Source organism: Bacteroides sp. A1C1 (assembly GCF_004328515.1).
GTDB classification, from domain to species: Bacteria; Bacteroidota; Bacteroidia; order Bacteroidales; family Bacteroidaceae; genus Bacteroides; species Bacteroides uniformis.
Window position 1 is genome coordinate 1,646,371 of sequence record NZ_CP036491.1, and the last position, 24,190, is coordinate 1,670,560.

The window sequence follows — 24,190 nt, forward strand, 5'->3', positions numbered from 1 at the left end:
CATACTAACAAGAAACATATCATGAAAAAGAAGAACATATTTTTCGTACTACTAATCTGCTTCATCAATAGTAGTTGCAACAAAGAAGAACAAACAGACGAGTTACAAGATAAGGATTTCTATTCTGATGTCACAACACGTGCTTCCTACATAAGCGGTACTATTACGGGCGAAATGAACCCCTATGTTAGTGATGGTTACTACACTTATGATTTAAGTATTCCTATACAAAAACAATCTGTAGGTATAAGAATTTCAGCAGTCGGTGGAGAAGCACGATTCAAAACAAACTACCAAGAACGATTCGAGAGTACATGGGTAACCCAAATTCCAGCAGGAAAAAACCATTTTCCAATAAATGTATTATGGACTAAAGCAGGTAGTAATTCTACCCTGATGGTACGTCCTGAAAAAAGTACAATCGAACTTACCGCAGATCTAAGAAACATCAATGTCAAAATGAAACCTATGCCAATCAATGCCCCTTCAACATTTGAATTGGGAGATACGATAACACTTTGGTGCAATTATTCCATAAACAAAGATACGGGCATAAAGTGGACTTACGATAAAAATCTATTCGCTGAAGTCTCTCAAAGTGCATCTGTCACACAAAGTAGATTCCAAATAAATTTGAAATCAAAGCAAGCCTTCAAGAACAGCGATGTCGGAGTAGAAGTCCATGATTTCTACATAAATTCTATCGGAGCAAAAGAGTATTTCATGGCTCGGAAAAGCAATATCAGTTTTCCCAATATGGGTCCTCAAATAGATGGCTACAGAAATATTGAACAATATAAAGAATACATATATTCCATCAATGACAGCAAGGCACATACATTTTATTGGACCGGGAAGAATATTAAGATAGTAAGTGGTCAGAACAGCTCTACGGTAACAATCGTACCGACACAACCCGGTAACGCAAGTGTCAAAGTGAGCTACAAATATAAAAATCAAACCGATAATTTTACCAATGAGCTACCTTTGAGTGTATCTAAGACATCAATGCAACTGATTGGCCCTGACGTAATCTGTGACAACGGGACATTCAGTATCAAGAATTTTCCCACAAAAGCAACAGTGGATTGGATTGTTGGCAACGATTTATATTCGCAATTAAATCAGGCATCACCTGCTATCACCCTGAATAATTTAGGGACACCCGGAGGCAGTTCCATTTATACGACCTTAACCGCAATAGTACACACAAAGGAATACACTGTTCAGTTTTCCAAACCAATTACTTTCAATGTATCAGGAATACAAGAAAATGACCATGACATTATATATGGCTATCTGTCACAAAGCGGAGGTGAATGCGGATTGAATCCTATTCCTGAAGGTGCGCATGATTTTCATTGGAGTGTTGACTGCGATTGGGAGGTAGACATGCAAGGATATTATTTCACTACTTTCAGCAGTCGGAACAGTCATGAAATTGAACGAGTTTGCGTAACGGTTGATTTCATAAATGCATGTGGAACCAGAACATACATATATAACTATTTCGACATCGGCTCAACAAATTCAGGAACTTATTCCACACCTAAAAACAGCCTTTCTCCAAAATAGCCCCAGACAGCTTTCACGAAAAAGCCCCCATCCATTTGCTCGTTACACAAAAGAAGCTTATATTTGCTTACTTAAAAACAGACAGCTATCATGGTACAGCAAGACATACGATGGATACAGCGTTTTGAATATACCCACGAACTGGCCTGGAAAGTGATGAAGGACTATGCAGAATATCAGGGGTATACCGACATCCGCAGCTCCCGTGATGCCATACGCAAAGCCCTTGAAATGGGATTGATTGATGACAAGCAATGGACGGAGACTATAGAAGCCCGAAATCTGACATCGCACAATCATGACAACGATGTAGTCTCTGAAGAGAAAATGCAATCCTTGAATACACCATCCTTATTCGATTGAGCTATGTACGGATTGACCGACAATGAACTGGAAAAGCTATGCAATCTCTTCCGGAAACATGAAGAAATAGAGCAGGCTGTTTTGTACGGCTCACGAGCCAAAGGAAATTTCAAGCCTTTTTCTGACATAGACATCACGCTGATGGGAGACAGACTTACGTATAATACTTTAAGCAGCCTTTCCGATGAAATAGACGACCTGCTTTTGCCTTACAGCGTAGACCTTTCCATCTATGGCAAATTAAAGAATGCCGACCTTTTGGAACATATACACCGTATGGGAATACCCATATTCAGCCGCCCATCAAACTAAACTAAATTTCACACATCCACCCTCACCACCCTCACCTTTCGCACGCATCGCCCTATTCATCGGCATTCAAGAGGTGGGTGAGAGCAAATTTAAAAAGTGAGGGCAAAATTTGCCCTCACCACAAGATTTCTTCGTTCAAAGTTATAAGTCACTCATTCTTACCGTAATATCCTGAAACGGGTACATAAATCGGTTGCAGCATTGTTCCCTCATTCTTCAACTTTCCTTCGGTGCGCAGCCGACGGATATGCCGCATGGCAGTAGTACGCATCATGCCGCAAACGCTTTGAAAGTCATTCCGTGTCATAAAAGGGCGAGTGGCGAAATAGTTGGTCAGCCGACGGTCTATCTCTTTATCCGTCAGTTTAGCCGAATGCTCGTTTGCCTTCAAAGCCTTTGCCTTGATGGTACCAATTTCATTTTTCAGTTTTTGGTCGGCACGAAATTTCACACCCGCCATCTTCACCTTCGTCAACTTACGCTTGGTAGCAGCCACTACCCGTTCGGTCGTGGTGAGCGACACGCGAAAGTAGCCGATGCCGTCGAGATGCACCTGCCTTCCTTCGGCAAGTTCCCTGCCCATGACGTGCGACACAGCATCAAGCACAGCCGTCACATCGGTTTCTGTCAATGAGCAACGTGCCTGGATGTCCCGCCGCAATTCATCGGTAGACCTGCTCCCATTTAGGCGGAGACGGGGATGAAGGATTTTATCTTCCGGAGATTTGTCGTACGAGTCCGGATTCTCGTACCAATCAAACAAAATAGCCATAGTTCAAACTGCGTTAAAGGGTTACATTATACGATAAAGCACTGCACGGAACACGTGCGAAGTACGTACGCAGTCTGTTGAAGTACAAAGGTTATATCACAGCCCAGCCCGTGAGCAGAACCGTTCACTGTAGTGAGCTGCTCCGTTCACTAATATGAACAAGAAAGACCACTTTAGTGGACTGTTCATAAACTCTGGTGTAAAAATAGACAAAACTATGGGGATAAGCAAAGAAACAAACACCTTTTATAAAAGAAACATATAGACATTCCACCCCAAAAAAGAAGCCAATCGGAAAATAATCCTTGAAAAGCTTGTATCCCCCCCTTTCCCGGCGTATCTTTACAAGAATATTACATACACGATAAAGAATGAAAATCACACTGATCAGAGAGGAACGCGAAAGCGGAAAAGAGGCCGTCAGCACACAAGAAACGGACATGTTGATGGAAAAGCTGAAAACCGAGAACAAGACCGGATACATTACGGAGCTGCGTAGCATCATCCCGCATTTGAAAGGGACCAACGCCCGATATGAGCATATCGACAGACTGCCGCGTCTCTATCCCGCCGTAGAAATGACCCGCACCAAAGCAGGAGAACATCGGATAAAGACCTACAACGGGCTGATACTACTGGAAGTAAACAATCTGGCCGGGGTGGCCGAAGCCGAACTGGTGAAACAACAAGCCGCCCTGCTGCCGCAAACCTTTGCCGCCTTCTGTGGCTCCAGCGGACGAAGCGCCAAAATATGGGTACGCTTCACCCTGCCCGACGGAGGGCTTCCAAAGAATGAAGACGATATCGCCTTATTCCACGCCCACGCCTACCGCCTGGCAGTGAAGTGCTACCAACCCCTTCTCCCTTTCCCCATCACCCTCCAGGCTCCTTCACTCCTACAAAGCTGCCGGATGACCGTGGACGAACAGCCCTATTATAGCCCCACCGCCGTGGCCTTCTGCCCGGAACAGCCCTGCGCCCTGCCCTCGGAAGACAACTACCGCCAACGGAAACAGCAGGAAAGCAATCCGTTGCTGAGAATGACTCCCGGCTACGAAGTGGCGGACACATGCAACCTGCTCTTCGAGGCCGCCCTCGACCGTGCCTTCCGCGATTTGGACAACTGGCGACGGGGCGACGACCTGCGCCCGCTGCTGTCCCGCCTTGCCGAACATTGCTTCAAAGCCGGCATTCCTGAAGAAGAAGCGGTGCGCCAGACACTGATGCACTACTACCGGGAGGCAGACGAACCCCTTGTACGCCTGACGCTGCATAACCTTTACGGGGAATTGAAAGGCTTCGGCACCCGCAGCAGCCTGAACAAAGACCAGGAAACTGCTTTCCGGCTGGAGGAGTTCATGAAACGCCGCTACGAATTCCGCTACAACACCGTGCTTGGCGACTTGGAATACCGGCAGCGCGACTCCATCCACTTCTACTTCCAACCTGCCGACCAGCGCGTACGCAGCAGCATCGCCATGAAGGCACTGAAAGAGGGAGTACGTGTGTGGGACCGCGACATCACCCGCTTCCTGTCTTCGGACTACGTGCCGCTATACAACCCCATCGAAGAATATCTCTATAACACCGGACGCTGGGACGGCAAAGACCGCATCCGCGCATTGGCCGACCTCGTGCCCTGCCACAATCCCCACTGGAGGGAACTGTTCTACCGGTGGTTTCTTGGCATGGTGGCACATTGGCGGGGAACCGACAAACAGCACGGCAACAATACCTCGCCCCTGCTCGTAGGTCCGCAAGGTTACCGCAAAAGTACTTTCTGCCGCATCCTATTGCCACCGGAACTGCGTTTCGGCTACACCGACAGTATCGACTTCAAGAGCAAGCAGGAAGCGGAGCGCAGCCTTGGCCGCTTTTTTCTGATTAACATCGACGAATTCGACCAGATAAACGCCAATCAGCAAGGCTTCTTGAAGCACCTCCTGCAAAAACCGGTTGCCAACCTGCGAAAGCCCTACGGTACCACTATTCAGGAAATGCGCCGCTATGCCTCCTTCATCGGGACCAGCAATCTGAAAGACCTGCTGACCGACCCGTCGGGAAGTCGCCGTTTCATCTGCATCGAAGTGACCGGTCCTATCCAGACAAACGTCACTATCAATTATCACCAGCTCTATGCCCAAGCCATGCACGACATCATGAAGGGTGAACGCTACTGGCTGGACGACACTGACGAAGCAATCGTAAAGGAGTACAACCGGGAATTCGAGCGGGTAGACCCATTGGAAGAACTTTTCCTTTGCCATTTCCGTGGCGCGGAGGAGAGCGAAGAAGGCGAATGGCTCACAGCCATGCAGATTTTCAACGACCTGCAACAGAAAACGAGGGATAAGTTGGCCATCAACCGGATAGCAGCTTTCGGGCGCACGCTCCGCAAGCTGGACATCCTCAACAAGAAATCGAACCGGGGAACACTTTATCATCTGGTAAGAATAGAAGAATGAACCGGCACTCCCACCGATTGTACCAAAGTGAGGGCAAACTTGGCCCTCACTCTTTTTATAAAAAGTATTTCCGTACGCAGTTGATGCAGTTCAACCATTATTAATAAGGTGAACAGTTGACTATTTGCAAATTATGATTGATAATACTAAAAATACCCAAATAAGTGTTTTTGATATTAAAATAAACCGTATCTTTGTTGCAAACAACGTCCTCCTTAATAATACTATTATGAAGAAACTGCTGCTTTTAGCCTTTGTGCTATGTAGTTCTTTACTGTGCCGGGCACAAGAAGAACGAATTATTTTAGGTGATGAACAGACTTCCGAGTATTTTCCAATCCTAAAAGATAAACGAATTGCCATATTCTCCAATCATACAGGAATGATAGGAGACAAGCATCTGTTGGATATTCTGCTGGAAAACAAGTTCAATGTAGTAGCCATTTTCTCCCCTGAACACGGTTTCAGAGGAGATGCCGACGCAGGCGAACACGTGTCCAGCTCGGTAGACAAGAAGACCGGAGTACCTATCCTCTCGCTGTACGACGGGAAATCCGGAAAACCAAGCGAAGCATCCATGCGCAAGTTCGATATCCTTGTGGTAGACATCCAGGATGTAGGCCTGAGATTCTATACTTATTATGCCTCTATGTGCCGGCTGATGGACGCTTGTGCAGAATACAACCGTAAGGTGCTGATACTGGACCGCCCCAATCCGAACGGACACTACGTGGACGGCCCGATACTGGACATGAAATATAAATCCGGTGTAGGTTGGCTGCCGATTCCCGTGGTGCACGGCATGACGCTGGGCGAACTGGGCCTGATGGTAAACGGCGAACGCTGGTTGCCGGCGTCACGCACTTGCGACCTGACCGTCATTCCCTGCAAGAACTATACGCACCAGACCCTATACAAGCTGCCGATTCCCCCGTCCCCCAATCTGCCGAACATGAAGTCCATCTATCTGTACCCCTCGACCTGCTATTTCGAGGCCACTCCGGTCAGTCTGGGAAGAGGAACCGACCTCCCCTTCCAGGTCTACGGGCATCCCAACATGACGGGCTACAGCTACAGCTTCACCCCGCGCAGTGTTCCCGGAGCCAAGAATCCGCCCCAGCTGGGCAAGCTTTGCCACGGCGTGAACCTGAGCAACATGAGCGACGAGGAAATCTGGAAACGCGGTATTGACTTGAGTTACGTGATAGACGCTTACCGGAATCTGAACATGGACGACCACTTCTTCCGTTCCTTCTTCGAACTGTTGATAGGCACCGACTACGTGCGCAAAATGATAAAGGAAGGGAAGAGCGCCGAAGAAATCAAGGCAAGATGGAAAGACGACGTAGAGAAATTCAAGGTACAGCGCAAGCCCTACCTGCTCTACGAAGAATAAAGACATGTACAATTCACTATTTACAATGTACAATTTCAGAGAAGGTACAATTCAAAAGTAAATGGGAAGGTACAACAGTTTATACTAAAGAAACGCCGCATGGCAAATTGTAAATTGTAAATGAACAAATTGTAAATAAACATTATGACTCCACTATCCGTAATCATCACCATAGCCGCCTACTTCGCGATACTGTTCACGGTATCCTATATTGCAGGAAGGAAGGCAGACAACGCCGGCTTCTTTGTGGGTAACCGCAAGTCATCCTGGTATGTCGTGGCGTTCGCCATGGTCGGTTCCGCCATTTCAGGTGTGACCTATGTATCCGTACCCGGCATGGTTGCCGCCAGCAGCTTCGGCTATCTGCAAATGGTGTTGGGCTTCATTGCCGGACAGCTCATCATAGCCTATCTGCTGGTACCGCTGTTCTACAAAATGAACCTGGTATCCATCTACGAATATCTGGAGAACCGTTTCGGCATGTCTTCCTACCGCACGGGTGCCTGGTTCTTCTTCATCTCCAAAATGCTCGGTGCCGCTGTCCGTCTGTTCCTCGTATGCCTGACGCTGCAACTGCTGGTATTCGAACCTTTCGGACTGCCTTTCCTGCTGAACGTGGCCATCACGGTGGCACTGGTCTGGTTGTACACTTTCCAGGGTGGCGTAAAGTCTCTTATCTGGACAGACTCTCTGAAGACATTCTGCTTGGTGGTGTCGGTCGTACTCTGCATCTGGTATATCGCTTCCGACCTCAATCTGTCATTTACCGGTATGGTAAGCACCATTGCCGACAGTGACATGTCCCGCATCTTCTTCTTCGACGATGTGAACAGCAAGCAGTACTTCTTCAAGCAGTTCCTCGCCGGTGCCTTCACCATGATTGCCATGACCGGGCTGGATCAAGACATGATGCAGCGCAACCTGAGCTGCAAGAACTTCAAGGACTCACAGAAGAACATGATTACCAGTGTCATTTCGCAGTTCTTCGTCATCCTGCTTTTCCTGATGCTGGGCGTGCTGCTCTACATCTTTGCCGCCAACCAGCAGATTGCGGTGGAGAAGAGTGACGAACTGTTCCCGCTGATTGCCACCGGCAACTATTTCCCTGCCATTGTGGGCATACTGTTCATCATCGGCCTGATTTCTTCTGCCTATTCAGCCGCAGGCTCGGCACTCACCGCGCTGACCACTTCCTTCACCGTAGACATTCTGGGAACGAAAGGCAAGTCGGAAGAGACGGTTGTGAAGATGCGCAAGAAAGTGCACATCGGCATGGCGGTTGTCATGGGAATCACCATTTTCGTATTCAATCTTCTCAACAACACCAGTGTCATCGACGCTGTATATATTCTGGCAAGCTATACCTACGGTCCTATCCTGGGTCTGTTTGCTTTCGGCATTTTCATGAAACAACAAGTGCGTGACAAGTACATCCCGTTAGTTGCCATCGCCTCCCCGGTTCTCTGCTTCATTCTGCAGAAGAATTCCGAAGTCTGGTTCGGAGGTTATCAATTCAGCTACGAATTGCTGATTTTCAATGCACTGTTCACTTTCATCGGTCTCTGTCTATTGATTAAGAAAGATAAAAAGAACAATTAACTTAATACATCATCTATGAATGTAAGACGTCAGTTTTTACTTAGTCTGCTTGCCGCCTCCCTCTTCCCCCACGCGGGAGGCGCGCAAGGACTTCCGACGGATGTCCGCCAGGCAATCGGGAAATTCTTGGATACCACCGCACGAAAAGAAGTTTCCGTAGGACGTATCAGCATCGACTCAGTGGCTGTGGAAGGAAATACACTGCAACTGTTTGCCAACATGAACTGTGCCTATATTCCTTTCCGTGAGGACAATGTGGCCGAAATCTACCAAGGCGTAAGCGCCCTGCTGCCGGTGGAGTTTGCCAAATACAAGCTGCAAATCCGTACCAACAAGCGCAGTATCGAAGAACTGGTTCCCCAAGCCCTGCGCAGTAAAAAAGACAAAAAGACGAAGACATTCAGCCCCGTCGCTTCCAAGCCTCTGGTTACCGAAGTTTCCTCCCCCTACACCCCCACCAACGGCTTGCATAACCGGCATATCGCCCTATGGCAAAGCCACGGCTGGTACTACGAATCAAAACTCGACCGCTGGGAATGGCAGCGTGCGCGTATCTTCCAGACAGTGGAAGACCTCTACACCCAGAGCTACGTATTGCCCTTCCTCGTACCGATGTTGGAAAATGCCGGTGCCAATGTGCTGCTTCCCCGCGAACGCGATTGCCAGACGGCAGAAGTCATCGTAGACAATGACGGTTGCCTGACCGGCCGTTCCGTCTATACAGAAAATTCCGGTGACAAGCTCTGGAGTCAGGGAGAAGGACAAGGCTTCGCCCACCTGCGCCCCCAATACATAGACTTTGAGAATCCTTTCAAGGAAGGCACCTACCGCGCCATAGAAACCATCAAGAAAGGAAACGCAAGCACCGCCGAATGGATTCCCGAAATCCCTTCGACCGGACAATACGCCGTATACGTCTCTTACCAAACCTTGCCAAACAGCGCGGACGATGCCCTTTACACCGTCTATCACAAAGGCGGCACCACGCAGTTCAAGGTAAACCAGCAAATGGGAGGCGGCACCTGGATTTACCTCGGCACCTTCGGCTTCAATGCCGGCCGGAACAATGAATGCAAAGTCGTTCTGAGCAACCTTTCCTCCAAAGTAGGAAGAATCATCACTGCCGACGCCGTGAAGATAGGCGGCGGCATGGGGAACATAGCCCGGGGAGAAGTCAGCGGTTATCCCCGTTTCTGCGAAGCCGCCCGCTACTGGCTGCAATGGGCAGGCATACCGGACAGCGTATATTCAGAAAGCAACGGCAAGAATGACTATACCGACGACTATAAATGCCGTGGTATCTGGGTGAACTACCTTTCCGGAGGCTCTGCCGTGAACCCGACGGAAAAAGGGCTGAACATCCCTGTCAACATGGCCTTTGCCTTCCACTCCGATGCAGGAACTACACTGAACGATTCCATCATCGGGACACTCGGCATCTACTATACCAACGCCTACAATGAGAAATTCGCCAACGGAGCATCCCGCTACTTGAGCCACGACCTGACAGACTTGATTCAGTCCAACATCGTGCGTGACGTGCGTACCCTCTACGAACCCCAATGGACACGCCGGGGCAAATGGAACCAATCCTACTATGAGGCCCGTGTACCCCGCGTACCTACCATGCTACTCGAACTACTTTCCCATCAAAACTTTGCAGACATGCGCTACGGACTGGACCCGCGTTTCCGTTTCACCGTAAGCCGCGCCATCTACAAAGGTATGCTTCAGTTCCTCTGCTCACAATACAACATGGATTATGTAGTGCAACCGTTACCGGTAGACCACATGACCTTGCGCATGACCAGCGAGAACGAAGTGGAACTGACCTGGCAACCCGTAGCGGATGCGTTGGAACCAACTGCCGTAGCAGAGAAATACATTGTTTATACCCGTATCGGCGACGGGGATTTCGACAACGGAGTATTGGTGGACGGCAACAGTTACCGAACCACGCTCCTCGCCGGCATGGTATGCAGCTACAAGGTTACCGCTGTCAACAAGGGCGGCGAGAGTTTCCCTTCCGAAATTCTTTCCGCCGGACGGGCGTTCAATTCCAAAGGTACCGTATTGGTGATAAACGGATTCGACCGCATCAGTGCCCCTGCCGACTTTACGGCCCCCGCCCCCGCCGACACCCTCCTTGCCGGATTTCTGGATGAGCAGGACCACGGGGTCCCCTATATCCATGACATCAGCTACATTGGCAAGATGAAGGAATACCGCCGTTCCATTCCCTGGATGGACGACGACGCCTCCGGTTTCGGCGACAGTTATGGAAATTACGAGACCCAAGTCATCGCAGGAAATACGTTCGATTATCCTGCCATACATGGTGCCGCTATCCTGAAAGCGGGATATTCGTTTGTATCGGTTAGTAATGAAAGTCTCTCCCCCGTAGGAAAGGGAGAGAAGAATATTCCGGTGGATATGAGGGAGTATAGGTATGTGGACTTGATACTTGGGAAGCAATGCCAGACCAAGATGGGACGGGGAGGCGTAAAACCGTTGGAGTTCAAGACTTTCAGCAAACCGATGCAGGAGGCTATTGCGGCTTATTGTAAGCAAGGTGGAAATATCTTTGTTTCGGGCGCTTTTGTAGGAACGGATTTATGGGACAACCGCCTTGCAACCGCCGACGAAGCCGACAAGAAATTTGCGATGGAAGTACTGAAATATAAGTGGCGTGTGGGACAAGCGGCTACAATGGGTAAGGTGAAAAGCGTAGCTTCTCCGTTCCCCGCCCTTTCAGGAAACTATACCTATCACAATGAGCTGAATGCCGATTCGTATGTGGTGGAATCACCGGACGCCATTGAACCGGCAACCAAAGATGCACACACCGTGATGCGGTATTCTGAAAACAACCTGAGTGCCGGTGTGGCCTACCAAGGCGACTACAAGACTGTTGTATTGGGATTCCCTTTTGAATCCATACGTACTGATTCTGAAAGAGAGGCATTCATGAATGCTGTACTGACATTCTTCAATGACAACAAGTAATATCAACCAATCATCATCTATGAACAGAAGACTGTTAATAATCGTCCTGATGGCTTGCCTGCTCCCCCTGGGGATGCAGGCACAGCAAGGGACATTCCGTTTTGCCCAACTGACGGACATTCATCTGACCCCGAACAATCCGAATCCCACAGAGGACCTGCTGCGTTCCGTGGCACAGATTAATGCCACCGACAGTATCGACTTTGTCCTGGTGACGGGCGACCTGACCGAAGAAGGCGACCGTACTACCATGGAAAAAGTGAAATCGTGCCTTGACTTGCTGAAGGTCCCCTACCACGTAGTCCTAGGCAACCATGAAACGAAATGGAGCGACTCCGGCTGTACCGCTTTCGGAGAAATCTTTGGCGGCGAACGCTTCGAGTTCGAGCATAAGGGATTCCTTTTCCTCGGCTTCAACTCCGGTCCGCTGATGCGTATGGCCTACGGGCATGTAGTGCCGCAAGATATCCGTTGGATGACGGAAGAAATGGATAAAAACGGCAAAGACAAACCGGTGATACTTGTCACCCACTACCCGCTAATGGAAGGTGATGTGGACAATTGGTATGAGGTGACGGATGCCGTCCGCCCCTACAACGTGCGCTTGTTTATCGGCGGACACTACCACAGCAACCGGGATTTACGTTACGACGGCATTCCGGGCGTACTGATGCGCAGCAACCTGTGCGACAAAGAAGGGAAACCGGGTTACGGCATCTATGAAGTAACCGGGGATTCCATCCGGGTATACACGCAACGTATCGGCGAGCCCAAGAAGCAGTGGACAGCATTCTCGCTGACCGGACAGTATTACGACCGCAACGGAAAGGCAGAGAAATATCCTGACTTCTCGGTCAACAAGGAGTATCCGCAAGTAAAGGAGCAATGGATGGTGCAGACGGGCGCAGGCATTTACTGCTCTCCCGCCGTAGAAAAAGATAAAGTGTTCGTAGGAGACGATATGGGACAGCTGACAGCCTACGCCCTGAAAAACGGTAAAAAGCTATGGAGCTTTGAATCCGGCAAGCGCATTGTCGGTACTCCGGCCGTAAGCGAGGGTATCGTTGTATTCGGGTCTGCTGACCGTCGCATCTACGGATTGAACGCCAAAGACGGCAGCCTGCTCTGGACGGTAGAAGCCGCCGAACCGGTGCTCGGAGCCGTGACCATCGCAGACGGCAGAGCATACATCGGTGCCAGTGACGCCACTTTCCGTGCCATAGACATCCATACGGGAAAAGTAATCTGGGCCTACACCAGCGTGAAGGGCTACATCGAGACCAAGCCGTTGGTGACGGAAGACAAAGTTATCTTCGGCGCATGGGACAATACACTGTATGCCCTGAGCAAGGCAAACGGGCATGAACTATGGAAATGGACGGGCGGACTGACCCGTATGCACTTCTCTCCAGCCGCCGTATGGCCGGTAGCCACCGACGGCAAAGTATTCATTACCGACCCGCAACGCGCCATGACCGCCATAGACATCCATACGGGCAATACCGTGTGGCGCACCTTCCAGTCCATGGTGCGCGAGACCATCGGACTTTCCGAAGACGGTGAACGTATCTATAGCAAAACGATGAACGACAGCATTGTTTGCTATGCAGCTCAAGGAGATACTCCGCGGGAGTTGTGGGCAACCAATGTAGGTTTCGGTTATGAGCATGCCCCCTCCATGCAAGTGGAAAAAGAGGGGGTAATGTTTGGCAGTACCAAAGAAGGACTTATCTTCGCACTGGAAGGAAAAACAGGCAAAGTACTGTGGAAACATAAAATAGGAAATTCACTCATCAGTACCGTAGTTCCGTTGAACGGCCACGAAGTTCTATTCACGGCAACCAGCGGGGAAGTGGGACTTCTGAGAATTAAAAATTGAGAATTAAAAATTAAAAGATATATCATGAATAAAATCAGTTGCTTTCTTCCCTACGCAGGAAAAGAACAAGTAGAAAAAACAGTGAATAGCCTACAGGCGACAGGACTTATAGAAGAAATCCGGTTAATCACGACCGATGCCACTCTGGAATCGCTCCCGGACTGCGAAATATTGTTTGTTGACATGCCCTACAGCAGTGCAACCCTCAAAGCTATTGCTAATGCAGCCAAAGGAGAATACACATTGCTTTATACCAAAGAGACTACGCTCGAAATGGGTATGTTTGCACTGGAACGTATGATACACATCCTTGAAGATTCAAGCGCCGGTATGGTATATGCCGACCACTACCAAATAGCAGACGGCAAGCAGAGCAACGCTCCGGTAATCGACTACCAATTCGGTTCCTTGAGGGATGACTTCAACTTTGGCTCCCTGCTCCTTTTCAACACCGAAAAACTAAAGGAAGCCGCCGGACACATGAAGTCTGACTACAACTTCGCCGGACTTTACGACCTGCGCTTGAAATTGAGCCAACATTCAGACTTGGTACATATCAACGAATACTTATACAGCGAGGTGGAAAACGATACCCGCAAGAGCGGCGAAAAGATTTTCGACTATGTAGACCCCAAAAACCGTGACCGCCAGATTGAGATGGAGCAGGCATGTACCGAACATCTGAAAGAAATCGGGGGATATCTGGCACCGGAGTTCAAGAAGATTGAGTTCTCTGCCGGTAACTTCGAATATGAGGCCTCCGTCATCATTCCGGTACGCAACCGTATCCGTACCATCCGTGACGCCATCAAATCTGTATTGATGCAGAAGACAGACTTTAAATATAATCTTATCATCATCGACAACCATTCCACAGACGGCACTACGGAGGCCATCGATGAATTCAAGGATGACGAACGCGTCATCCATATCATCCCCGAACGTACCGACCTCGGCATCGGCGGTTGCTGGAATATGGGGGTACACCACCCCAAGTGCGGCAAGTTTGCCGTGCAGCTGGACAGCGATGACGTATACAAAGACGAAAATACACTCGCCATCATGGTCCGCGCCTTCTACGAGCAGAACTGCGCCATGGTAGTAGGCACCTATATGATGACGGACTTCAACATGAACATGATTGCTCCGGGCATCATCGACCACAAGGAATGGACTCCGGCAAACGGACGCAACAACGCCCTCCGCATCAACGGTCTGGGTGCCCCGCGCGCCTTCTATACCCCGGTGCTGCGCGAAGTGAAAGTACCCAATACCAGCTATGGCGAAGACTATGCACTGGGACTGAACTTCTCCCGCCAATACCAGATAGGACGTGTGTACGACGTGGTCTACCTCTGCCGCCGTTGGGACGACAACTCCGATGCCTCACTGGACATCGTGAAAATGAACGGACACAACCTCTACAAAGACCGCATCCGTACCTGGGAACTTCAGGCACGCATAGCGATGAACAAAAACAAGTGATATGAATCAAACGATACACCATCTTCTGACTGGACAATTGGCATCCTGGGAGACGGCACGCAACAACTATGCCGCCCTCTCCGGTGTGCGGGTGAAAGAGCTGAATGTAAACGGGATACTTTATAAGGTACAGTTCAACCCCGCACGCATCGTTTCCTCCGGTGCCAAAGTGGATGCCAAGTCCATCCTGGAACGGAAATGCTTTCTGTGCCCGGCCAATTTGCCGCCGGTACAGAAAGGTATCCCGTTCGGAGGACACTACAATATTCTGGTGAATCCGTTCCCCATCTTCCCCCGCCACCTGACAGTACCGGAACTGGCACATACCCCTCAACGCATAGCCACCCGCTTCACCGACATGCTGGAGCTGGCCGAGGCGCTGACGGATTACACCATCTTCTACAACGGTCCCAAATGTGGTGCTTCCGCCCCCGACCATGCTCATTTCCAGGCAGGAAACAAAGGGTTCATGCCTATTGAAAAGGACTGGCGCGGACAGACTGCCGGGAAAATAGCCGATTATAGGAAAGCAGCACTGTGGTATCTTGACGACGCTCCCCGTGCCACACTTGTGATTGAATCCATCTCCAAAGAGGACGCGGCAGACTTGTTCGACATCATTTACCGTTCTCTGGACGTGAAACCCGAAGAAGACGAGCCGATGATGAACGTACTGGTCCTATACGAGGCCGACCGTTGGGTGGTCTTTGTCTTCCCGCGCGAGAAACACCGCCCCGCCTGCTATACTGCCGAAGGAGAAGCCAATCTGTTGAGCAGCCCGGCATCCGTCGACTTGGGAGGTGTCTTTATCACCCCCGTAGAAAAGGATTTCTTGAAAATCACTGCGGAAGACGTGGCGCAGATATTAAGTGAAGTATGCCTCTCTGCCACAGATTTCCACAAGGTACGGCAGCGTATCAGGGAAAAAATATGACTTCTGAAATCCAAGAACTCTAATTTTAAAGAAATACCATTATGAAAGAGCCCAAAGTACAAGTAGGCATTCTGTTTGAACCGCAGATAGAATTCGTTTTGCTGAATCCGTATCGCATGGACGGAACGGAAGTCAGCGGCAAGCAGGTAGTGACCTACGACGAAGGCAAGATTCTCTGGAATGGACGCCGGTATGACGAACTGCTGTTTGAACCGCAACACGAGCAGACCGATGCCTTCGAACTATTGGACGTTACCATCGGCATCAATTTCCATTGGGAGCGCAAGGAAGACCAGCGTTTTCTGGGTGCTCTCAAAATCATCGTTGAGAATGGAAAGCTCACCGGCATCAACGTCATCCATGTAGAAGATTATCTGACCAGCGTCATCTCCTCCGAGATGAGTGCCACCGCTTCTCTGGAGCTGCTCAAGGCACACGCTGTCATCTCCCGAAGCTGGCTACTGGCACAAATACAAAAGAATAAGGAAATCACCGAAGCCCAAGCTAACTACTCGGCCTTTACGCAGACCGACGAAGAGCTGATTCGCTGGTACGACCGAGAAGACCACACACGTTTCGATGTATGCGCCGACGACCATTGTCAACGCTACCAGGGCATTACACGTGCCTCTACCGATATTGTGAAACAAGCCATCTCCGCTACCCGCGGCCAGGTACTGACATCTGATGGTAAGATTTGCGACGCCCGTTTCTCCAAATGCTGCGGCGGTGCTTTCGAGGAGTTCCAATACTGCTGGGAAGACATCAAATACCCCTATCTTGCCCAACAACGAGACAGCAAAACGCACGCCACACTGCCCGATTTGACGCAGGAAGTCGAAGCGGACCGCTGGATTCGTACCTCCCCCGAAGCATTCTGCAACACCACCGACAAGAAAATCCTCTCGCAGGTACTCAATAACTATGACCAGGAGACTACGGACTTCTATCGCTGGAAAGTGGAATATACCCAGGAAGAGCTTTCAGCCCTCATTCTGAAACGTTCAGGCATTGACTACGGACAAATCATCGACCTTATCCCCATAGCCCGCGGAACCAGCGGACGCCTCTGGAAACTGAAGATTGTGGGAACCAAACGCACACTCACCATCGGCAAGGAACTGGAAATCCGCCGCACGTTCTCCACTTCACACCTCTACAGCTCTGCCTTCGTGGTAGACAAAGAGGAGTTGTCCGCCGAAGGCATTCCCGGACGCTTCATCCTCACCGGCGCCGGTTGGGGGCATGGTGTGGGACTTTGCCAAATAGGTGCAGCCGTGATGGGCGAGCAAGGGTATAAGTATGATGCAATACTGCTGCACTACTATATAGGTGCCAGCATTGACAAGCTGTATGAATAATCGAATAGAACACAATAAATCAATATCATGAACCATACAAAAAACATATCGCCATGGGCATGGGTACCCACCTTGTACTTTGCACAAGGCATTCCATATTTTATCGTAAACAACATCTCCGTGATGATGTTTACCAAAATGGGCGTACCGAACGGAGAAATGGCCTTGTTCACAAGCCTGCTCTATCTGCCATGGACTATCAAACCCTTCTGGAGCCCGTTTGTCGACATCATCAAGACCAAAAGATGGTGGACCCTTTCCATGCAGATTCTGATGTCTGTGGCATTCATCCTGCTGACGCTGTCCATTCCACGGCCGGACGAGGCGACTATGGCGGCCGGAACAACCCCCATCAGCATGTTCAGCATCACGCTGATGCTGTTCATCATCACGGCTTTTGCCTCTGCCACACACGACATTGCCGCCGACGGCTTCTACATGCTGGCACTGAAACAGAGTGACCAGGCAGCCTTCGTTGGCATCCGAAGCACGTTTTACCGGCTCGCCTCTATCTTCGGACAAGGCGTGCTCGTAGCCATTGCCGGCGCCATCGAACTGAGAACCGAAAACATTCCGCTGTCATGGACCATCACGATGCTGGTTACAGCCGTTCTGTTCAGCCTGGTGACGTTCTATCACCTCTTTGCAGTCCCCAAACCCACCTCAGATAAGTCAACACTGGCTGCCGATGCCGCCACTGCAGGAGCTATATTCAGAGAATTCGGACGAACATTCGCCACCTATTTTACCAAACCGGGCGCATTGCTGGCCATCGTGTTCATGTTGCTGTACCGCCTGCCTGAAGCATTCCTCATCAAAATGTGTATGCCTTTCCTGGTTGCCTCCAAAGAATCGGGAGGTCTGGAACTATCGACAGCAGAAGTAGGTATCGTATACGGCACCATCGGAGTCATATTCCTCACCCTGGGCGGTATCCTCGGAGGATTGTTCGCATCACGCATTGGCTTGAAAAAATCCATCTGGTGGATGGCAGGATGCATGACTCTGCCATGCCTGACGTTTGTCTATCTTGCCATTGCCCAGCCCGACAATCTGTTTGCTATCTCAACCGCCATCGCCATCGAGCAATTTGGCTACGGCTTCGGTTTCACGGCCTACATGCTCTACATGATGTACTTCTCCGAAGGTGAATTCAAAACATCCCACTATGCCATCTGTACCGCATTCATGGCACTAAGCATGATGATACCAGGTATGTTTGCGGGATATATCCAGGAGGCTATCGGATATACGGACTTCTTCTGGTTGGTAATGATATGCTGTTTCGCCACGGTTGCTGTCACCATTTTTGCAGACAGAAGGATAGACCCGGAATATGGAAAAAAATGATTAATGGTTAATGATTAATGTTTTGTGAGTAATATTTAGTGATTGGTTATGAAGAGGACTATTATTATATCCTTGCTCTGCCTCCTTTGCGGAGGTGCGATGCAAGCACAGAAGATCAGAATAAAGACCGGTATCGAGGTACTGAAAGAACAGAATTTCCGATGCCTGGAAGGTAAGCGTGTAGGATTGATTACCAACCCGACGGGGGTGGACAACCGGATGAGGTCCACCATTGACATCCTGCACGAGGCGCCCAACGTGAACCTTGTGGCACTCTATGGCCCCGAACACGGCGTGCGCGGCGATGTGCACGCAGGCGACCATGTGACGGACATCAAAGACGCGACTACCGGACTGCCCGTCTATTCGCTTTACGGAAAGACCCGCAAGGCCACGCCGGACATGCTGAAAGATGTGGATGTATTAGTGTATGATATCCAAGACATCGGTTGCCGTTCCTTTACCTACATCAGCACCATGGGACTGGCCATGGAAGCCGCTGCCGAAAACGGCAAGGAATTCATTGTGCTGGACCGGCCCAATCCCGTAGGCGGATTGAAGATTGAAGGCAACTTGGTTGAAGATGATTGCATTTCTTTTGTAAGCCAGTTTAAAATTCCGTACCTTTACGCCCTCACTTGCGGTGAGCTGGCACTGATGCTCAATGGCGAGAAGATGTTGAAGGATGGGGAACAATGCAATCTCCACGTAGTGAAGATGAAAGGCTGGAAACGCAAGATGGATTATACCCAAACCGGACTGCAATGGGTTCCCTCCTCTCCACACATTCCACATCCTCATTCTGCATTCTTCTACCCCGTCAGCGGCATTCTGGGCGAACTGGGATATATGTCTATCGGCGTGGGGTATACCATTCCGTTCCAGATGTTTGCCGCACCATGGATGGAAGCGGAAAAGCTGGCCGGAAACCTGAACCGTCTGAACGTACCGGGGGTCATCTTCAGACCGATGTACCTGAAGCCGTTCTATAGCGTAGGCAAAGGCGAGTTGCTGCAAGGTGTGCAAGTGCACATCATGGATTTCGGCAAAGCACCGTTGAGCGACCTGCAATTCCTGGTCATGCAGGAAGTCGCCGCCCTCTATCCTGACCGTGCCGTGTTTGACCATGCCGACAAGGGGCGTTTCAACATGTTCGACAAAGTAAGCGGTTCGCGGCAGATACGCGAGCGCTTCTCGAAACGGAACCGTTGGGAGGACATACGCGACTACTGGTATAAAGATGCCGAAGACTTCCGTAAGTTGTCGAAAAAGTATTATTTATATAAATAAATTTACAGATAAATAAGGAAGGGAAAAGAGCCTGATACGGAGACTATTTCAGTCGTATACAGAACCACATTCAGGCGTATACTTAAATATATTCAGTATACGACTGAATGTACCCCCTCGTAAGACACGTTTACAGAGCACTTTAAAGCGAAGTGATGCAATAAAAAAAGTGAACATGAAAGAGCATAGTTACATGGCTTTCCTGCAGGAAGCAAAACAATTCATTCCGCAGGAAAGGATTTACACCGACGAACTTCGCCGGCTGGCTTGGGGTACGGATGCCGGTTTTTACCGACTGATTCCCCAGATTGTAATCCGTTCGAAAGACGAAGATGAAGTTTCACAACTGTTGAAACTGGCGAGCCGCCACGGGCTGCCCGTCACCTTCCGAGCGGCAGGGACCAGTTTGTCGGGTCAAGCCATTAGCGACTCCATCCTCATCGTAGCCGGCAAGAATTGGGAAAAATACAGCATATCCGCCGACTACGAACAGATAACCCTCCAACCGGGCATCATCGGACAACGTGTGAACGAACTGTTGGCTCCCTACGGCCGTAAGTTTGCACCGGATCCCGCCTCGGTGAAAAGCGCCATGGTAGGCGGTATTGTCATGAACAATGCTTCCGGCATGAACTGCGGTACGCACGCCAATAGCGACAAGGTGCTTATTTCCGCCCGTATTATCCTGATGGATGGTACCCTGCTGGATACCGGAAATCCCGTCAGCCGCGCCTCCTTCGAAGTGAGTCACCGTGACTTCATTCGCCGCATCTGCGAACTGCGCGATGAAATACGTACCAACGAAAAACTGGCCGAACGCATCCGTTACAAATATTCCATCAAAAATGTAACCGGGCTCAATCTGTTGCCCTTCGTCCGTTTCGACGACCCATTCGAAATCATTGCCCACCTCATGGTAGGTTCCGAAGGTACACTGGCGTTCCTTTCGGAAGTGACGATGAAGACTGAATATGATTATCCCTACAAGGCCAGCGCTATGCTCTACTTCAAGACCATCAAAGAAGCGAGCCGCGCTGTGGTAGCCATGAAGAAGCTGGTCGACGAAACCGGCGAATGGACAGTAAAAGGGGCTGAAATGCTAGACTATAAGAGCCTTTCTTCCGTCAACGACCCCGTATTCCTAAAATACAAAGGCGAAGTTGCCTCCTCTGCCCTCCCCGGCGTGGAGCCCGGCGACGAAACCGGGTTGACAGCAGTGCTGACCGAAACCAAAGCCCGTACCCCGGAAGAACTGCAACAGAACATATCTGCCATTGAAGCTTGCCTGCAAGCCTTCACCACCTATATTCCGGTACGCTTCACCGACCGTCCGGAGGAATATTCCAAATACTGGGCCATCCGTTCCGGCATCTTCCCCTCTGTGGGAGGTACGCGCCAGCCGGGAACCACTTGCCTCATCGAAGACATCGCCTTCCACATTGAAGACCTTCCGGAGGCAACGGCAGAACTGCAACAGCTCATAGCCCGCCACGGATATAATGACGCCTGCATCTACGGCCATGCTCTCGAAGGCAACTACCACTTCATCATCAACCAGTCCTTCAGTACCCAAGCGGAAGTGAAACGCTACGAAGACTTGATGAATGACATCAAGACCTTGGTAGTAGATAAATATGACGGTTCCCTGAAAGCCGAGCATGGCACGGGCCGGAATATGGCTCCCTTTGTCTGCCATGAATGGGGAGATGACGCCTACAAAGCCATGAAAGCCGTCAAAGAGCTGTTTGACCCACAAGGATTGCTAAACCCCGGTGTCATTTTCAATGATGACCCGCAATGCCATATCAAGAACTTCAAGCCGCTGCCTTTATTAGTGATGAGTGACAAGAGACAAGCTACGTCACTCGTAGCTGACAAATGCATCGAGTGCGGTTTCTGCGAAGTCAACTGTCTCTCCTGCGGCTTTACCCTTTCCTCGCGCCAGCGTATCGTGTTGCAGCGCGAAATATCCCGGCTGAAACAAAGCGGCGAGGACCCGACACGCCTTGCACTGCTCGAAAAACAATACCGCTATCCCGGCAACCAGACTTGTGCCGGAGACGGCCTCTGCTCCATGTCGTGCCCGATGGGTATCAATACGGGCGACCTTACCCATATAATCCGCCAGGAAGCATTACCCAAAGGCAGTCTGGGATACAAAGCCGGAGACTTTGTCGCCAATCATTTCGCTGGTGTCAAGAGTGCACTGCGTCCCGTATTGTCCTTAGCCAACTTCGGACATTCACTATTAGGGACAAAGGCGATGAGCGGCATTACCAAGGGGCTGCACAATGCATTAGGCATACCTCTATGGACGCCGGCTATGCCGAAAAGTTATCAGTTACAAGCTACGGAGTTACAAGCTACAAGCACTATGCAGCATAATAGCGCAGCACTTGTAGCTCGTAGCTCTGTAACTCGTAACTACAAAGTCGTCTACTTCCCCAGCTGCATCAACCAGACTATGGGTCTGGCAAAGAAGTCTCCCGTAGAGCAGCCATTGGTAAATAAAATGGTGTCCTTGTTGCAAAAAGCCGGTTACGAAATCATCTTCCCGAAAGATATGGACAAGCTTTGCTGTGGCACCATTTGGGAAAGTAAAGGGATGCTGGACATTGCCGATCGCAAGACAGCCGAACTGGAGGCCGCACTTTGGGAAGCCAGCGAACAAGGCAAATACCCCGTCCTCTGTGACCAAAGCCCTTGTCTGCACCGCATGCGCGAATGTATCAAGAAGATGAAACTGTATGAACCTGCAGAATTCATCTATACATTCTTACGTGAGAAGCTGATTTTCACACCTATTAACCGCCCCGTAGCAATCCACATCACCTGCTCCATGCGGAAAATGGGACTGGCAGATACCATTATAGCCCTTGCACGCCTTTGCTCCAGTAAAGTCATCGTGCCGGAAGAAGTAGGTTGCTGCGGTTTTGCCGGAGACCGGGGATTCACCTATCCTGAGCTGAACTCGTACGCCCTACGCAAACTCCGCCCGCAAATAGAAGCGTCCGGAGTGAATATAGGCTACTCTAACAGCCGTACTTGTGAAATCGGATTGACAACAAACTCAGGTATCCCCTATGTATCCATTGCCTATCTGGTAGACGAATGTACAAAGGCAGCTGATAATTAGGATTGATAATTAACTTAACACACAAATATTACAATGAACAGTACAAAAGCAAGTAAACGCATCCTTGCACTCGACATTCTCCGTGGTGTCACCATCGCAGGTATGATTATGGTAAACAACCCCGGTTCGTGGGGACATATCTATGCCCCCTTGCGGCATGCAGAGTGGAACGGTCTGACCCCCACCGACCTCGTCTTTCCCTTCTTCATGTTTATCATGGGAATTTCCACATACATTTCCCTGAAGAAATACAACTTCGAGTTCAGCCACGCCGCCGGCATGAAGATACTGAAACGCACCATCGTCATTTTCCTTATAGGCATGGCTATCGGCTGGTTCTCGCGTTTCTGCTATTACTGGGCCTCCGCTCCGGACGACCTCAGTTTCGGAGAGAAGCTATGGGCTTCCGTCTGGACATTCGACCGTATCCGTATTCTGGGTGTCATGCAACGGCTGGCCCTTTGCTACGGAGCAGCCTCCATCATTGCACTAACCATGAAGCATAAACATATACCTTATCTGATAGCCGGCCTATTGACAGGCTACTTCATACTGTTGATGTGCGGCAACGGTTTCGCCTATAATGAAACAAACATTCTTTCCGTGGTAGACCGTGCCATCCTGACCCCTGCACACATGTACAAGGATAACGGCATAGATCCCGAAGGTTTGTTAAGCACCATTCCTGCCATTGCACATGTGTTGCTGGGCTTCTGTGTAGGGCGGCTGATGCTGGATGGCAACAAGTCGGAAGACCGTGCCTCATTTCTCAATTCGCAGCTTATCACACTGTTTCTGGTAGGTGTTATCCTTACTTTCTCCGGTTTCCTGCTAAGCTACGGCTGCCCCATCAACAAGAAAATATGGTCTCCTACCTACGTACTCGTCACTTGCGGACTGGCATCCAGTTTTCTGGCATTGCTTATCTGGATTATTGATGTGAAAGGCTATAAGAAGTGGAGCATGTTTTTCGAGGCATTCGGTGTGAATCCGCTGTTCATGTATGTATTGGGCGGCGTACTTAGCATACTTTTCGGTAGTATCAGTTTCCCGTGGGGAAACAGCAGCATCAGCATACACGGATTCTTATACAATATAGTCCTCATGCCCGTTTTCGGTGAAACCGCCGGTTCCCTTGCCTTTGCCCTGCTGTTTATCGCCATTAACTGGTGTATCGGCTACCAGTTGTACAAACGAAAAATATATATCAAAATATAAGGATTAGGGGTTAGTGATTAAGGATTAGTGATTAATACGTTGCCTATAA

The 24,190-nt window shown here is 49.8% G+C and carries 16 protein-coding genes; 15 read left to right on the plus strand and 1 reads right to left on the minus strand.

The window, feature by feature from the left end; translation table 11 throughout:
- Positions 1–21: 21 nt before the first annotated feature.
- The 3 genes from EYA81_RS06890 to EYA81_RS06900 all read left to right on the plus strand — a co-directional run bounded on the left by EYA81_RS06890 (position 22) and on the right by EYA81_RS06900 (position 2,250).
- Entirely contained in the window at positions 22–1,575 is a 1,554-nt protein-coding gene (locus EYA81_RS06890) for a hypothetical protein (protein WP_005824945.1), read from the plus strand.
- Positions 1,576–1,665: 90 nt separating this feature from the next.
- A complete protein-coding gene (locus tag EYA81_RS06895) occupies positions 1,666–1,938 on the plus strand; it encodes an HI0074 family nucleotidyltransferase substrate-binding subunit (protein WP_005824947.1) in 273 nt (90 codons plus the stop codon).
- Between the two features lie 3 nt (positions 1,939–1,941).
- Positions 1,942–2,250 carry a nucleotidyltransferase domain-containing protein gene (locus EYA81_RS06900; RefSeq protein WP_005824948.1) on the plus strand — a complete coding sequence of 103 codons (309 nt, stop codon included), beginning with the start codon at positions 1,942–1,944 and terminating at the stop codon, positions 2,248–2,250.
- Positions 2,251–2,398: 148 nt separating this feature from the next.
- Here the strand turns inward: EYA81_RS06900 and EYA81_RS06905 are convergent, their stop codons facing one another.
- Entirely contained in the window at positions 2,399–3,022 is a 624-nt protein-coding gene (locus tag EYA81_RS06905; RefSeq protein WP_005834690.1) for an HU family DNA-binding protein, read from the minus strand.
- A 371-nt stretch (positions 3,023–3,393) separates the two neighbouring features.
- Here EYA81_RS06905 and EYA81_RS06910 point away from each other — a divergent pair, with 371 nt between their 5' ends.
- From EYA81_RS06910 to EYA81_RS06970, 12 genes are all read left to right on the plus strand, one after another.
- Positions 3,394–5,487 (plus strand): BT4734/BF3469 family protein, encoded by a 2,094-nt coding sequence (locus EYA81_RS06910; protein WP_131225548.1) that lies wholly within the window; start codon positions 3,394–3,396, stop codon positions 5,485–5,487.
- Positions 5,488–5,716: 229 nt separating this feature from the next.
- Positions 5,717–6,883 carry an exo-beta-N-acetylmuramidase NamZ domain-containing protein gene (locus tag EYA81_RS06920; RefSeq protein WP_117600247.1) on the plus strand — a complete coding sequence of 389 codons (1,167 nt, stop codon included), beginning with the start codon at positions 5,717–5,719 and terminating at the stop codon, positions 6,881–6,883.
- A gap of 144 nt (positions 6,884–7,027) precedes the next feature.
- Positions 7,028–8,482, plus strand: coding sequence for a sodium:solute symporter (locus EYA81_RS06925; RefSeq protein ID WP_005834684.1), 1,455 nt, complete (start codon positions 7,028–7,030; stop codon positions 8,480–8,482).
- A gap of 15 nt (positions 8,483–8,497) precedes the next feature.
- The gene (locus EYA81_RS06930) at positions 8,498–11,488 is read left to right on the plus strand and encodes a xanthan lyase (protein WP_131225549.1); all 2,991 of its coding nucleotides are present in this window, start codon (positions 8,498–8,500) and stop codon (positions 11,486–11,488) included.
- Between the two features lie 19 nt (positions 11,489–11,507).
- On the plus strand, positions 11,508–13,367 hold the full coding sequence (locus tag EYA81_RS06935; protein WP_034523321.1) for a PQQ-binding-like beta-propeller repeat protein: 1,860 nt from the start codon (positions 11,508–11,510) through the stop codon (positions 13,365–13,367).
- A gap of 24 nt (positions 13,368–13,391) precedes the next feature.
- Positions 13,392–14,852: a glycosyltransferase family 2 protein gene (locus EYA81_RS06940; protein WP_005834677.1), complete on the plus strand. Its 1,461-nt coding sequence runs from the start codon at positions 13,392–13,394 to the stop codon at positions 14,850–14,852.
- A gap of 1 nt (position 14,853) precedes the next feature.
- On the plus strand, positions 14,854–15,786 hold the full coding sequence (locus EYA81_RS06945) for a DUF4922 domain-containing protein (protein ID WP_131225550.1): 933 nt from the start codon (positions 14,854–14,856) through the stop codon (positions 15,784–15,786).
- Between the two features lie 41 nt (positions 15,787–15,827).
- On the plus strand, positions 15,828–17,147 hold the full coding sequence (locus EYA81_RS06950; protein WP_131225551.1) for a SpoIID/LytB domain-containing protein: 1,320 nt from the start codon (positions 15,828–15,830) through the stop codon (positions 17,145–17,147).
- Positions 17,148–17,174: 27 nt separating this feature from the next.
- On the plus strand, positions 17,175–18,497 hold the full coding sequence (locus tag EYA81_RS06955) for an MFS transporter (protein WP_131225552.1): 1,323 nt from the start codon (positions 17,175–17,177) through the stop codon (positions 18,495–18,497).
- 48 nt (positions 18,498–18,545) lie between these two features.
- On the plus strand, positions 18,546–19,787 hold the full coding sequence (locus EYA81_RS06960; protein WP_005824974.1) for an exo-beta-N-acetylmuramidase NamZ domain-containing protein: 1,242 nt from the start codon (positions 18,546–18,548) through the stop codon (positions 19,785–19,787).
- A gap of 175 nt (positions 19,788–19,962) precedes the next feature.
- Positions 19,963–22,923, plus strand: a complete 2,961-nt coding sequence (locus EYA81_RS06965; protein WP_005824976.1) for an FAD-binding and (Fe-S)-binding domain-containing protein — start codon at positions 19,963–19,965, stop codon at positions 22,921–22,923.
- Between the two features lie 33 nt (positions 22,924–22,956).
- On the plus strand, positions 22,957–24,141 hold the full coding sequence (locus EYA81_RS06970; RefSeq protein WP_131225553.1) for an acyltransferase family protein: 1,185 nt from the start codon (positions 22,957–22,959) through the stop codon (positions 24,139–24,141).
- Positions 24,142–24,190: the final 49 nt, after the last annotated feature.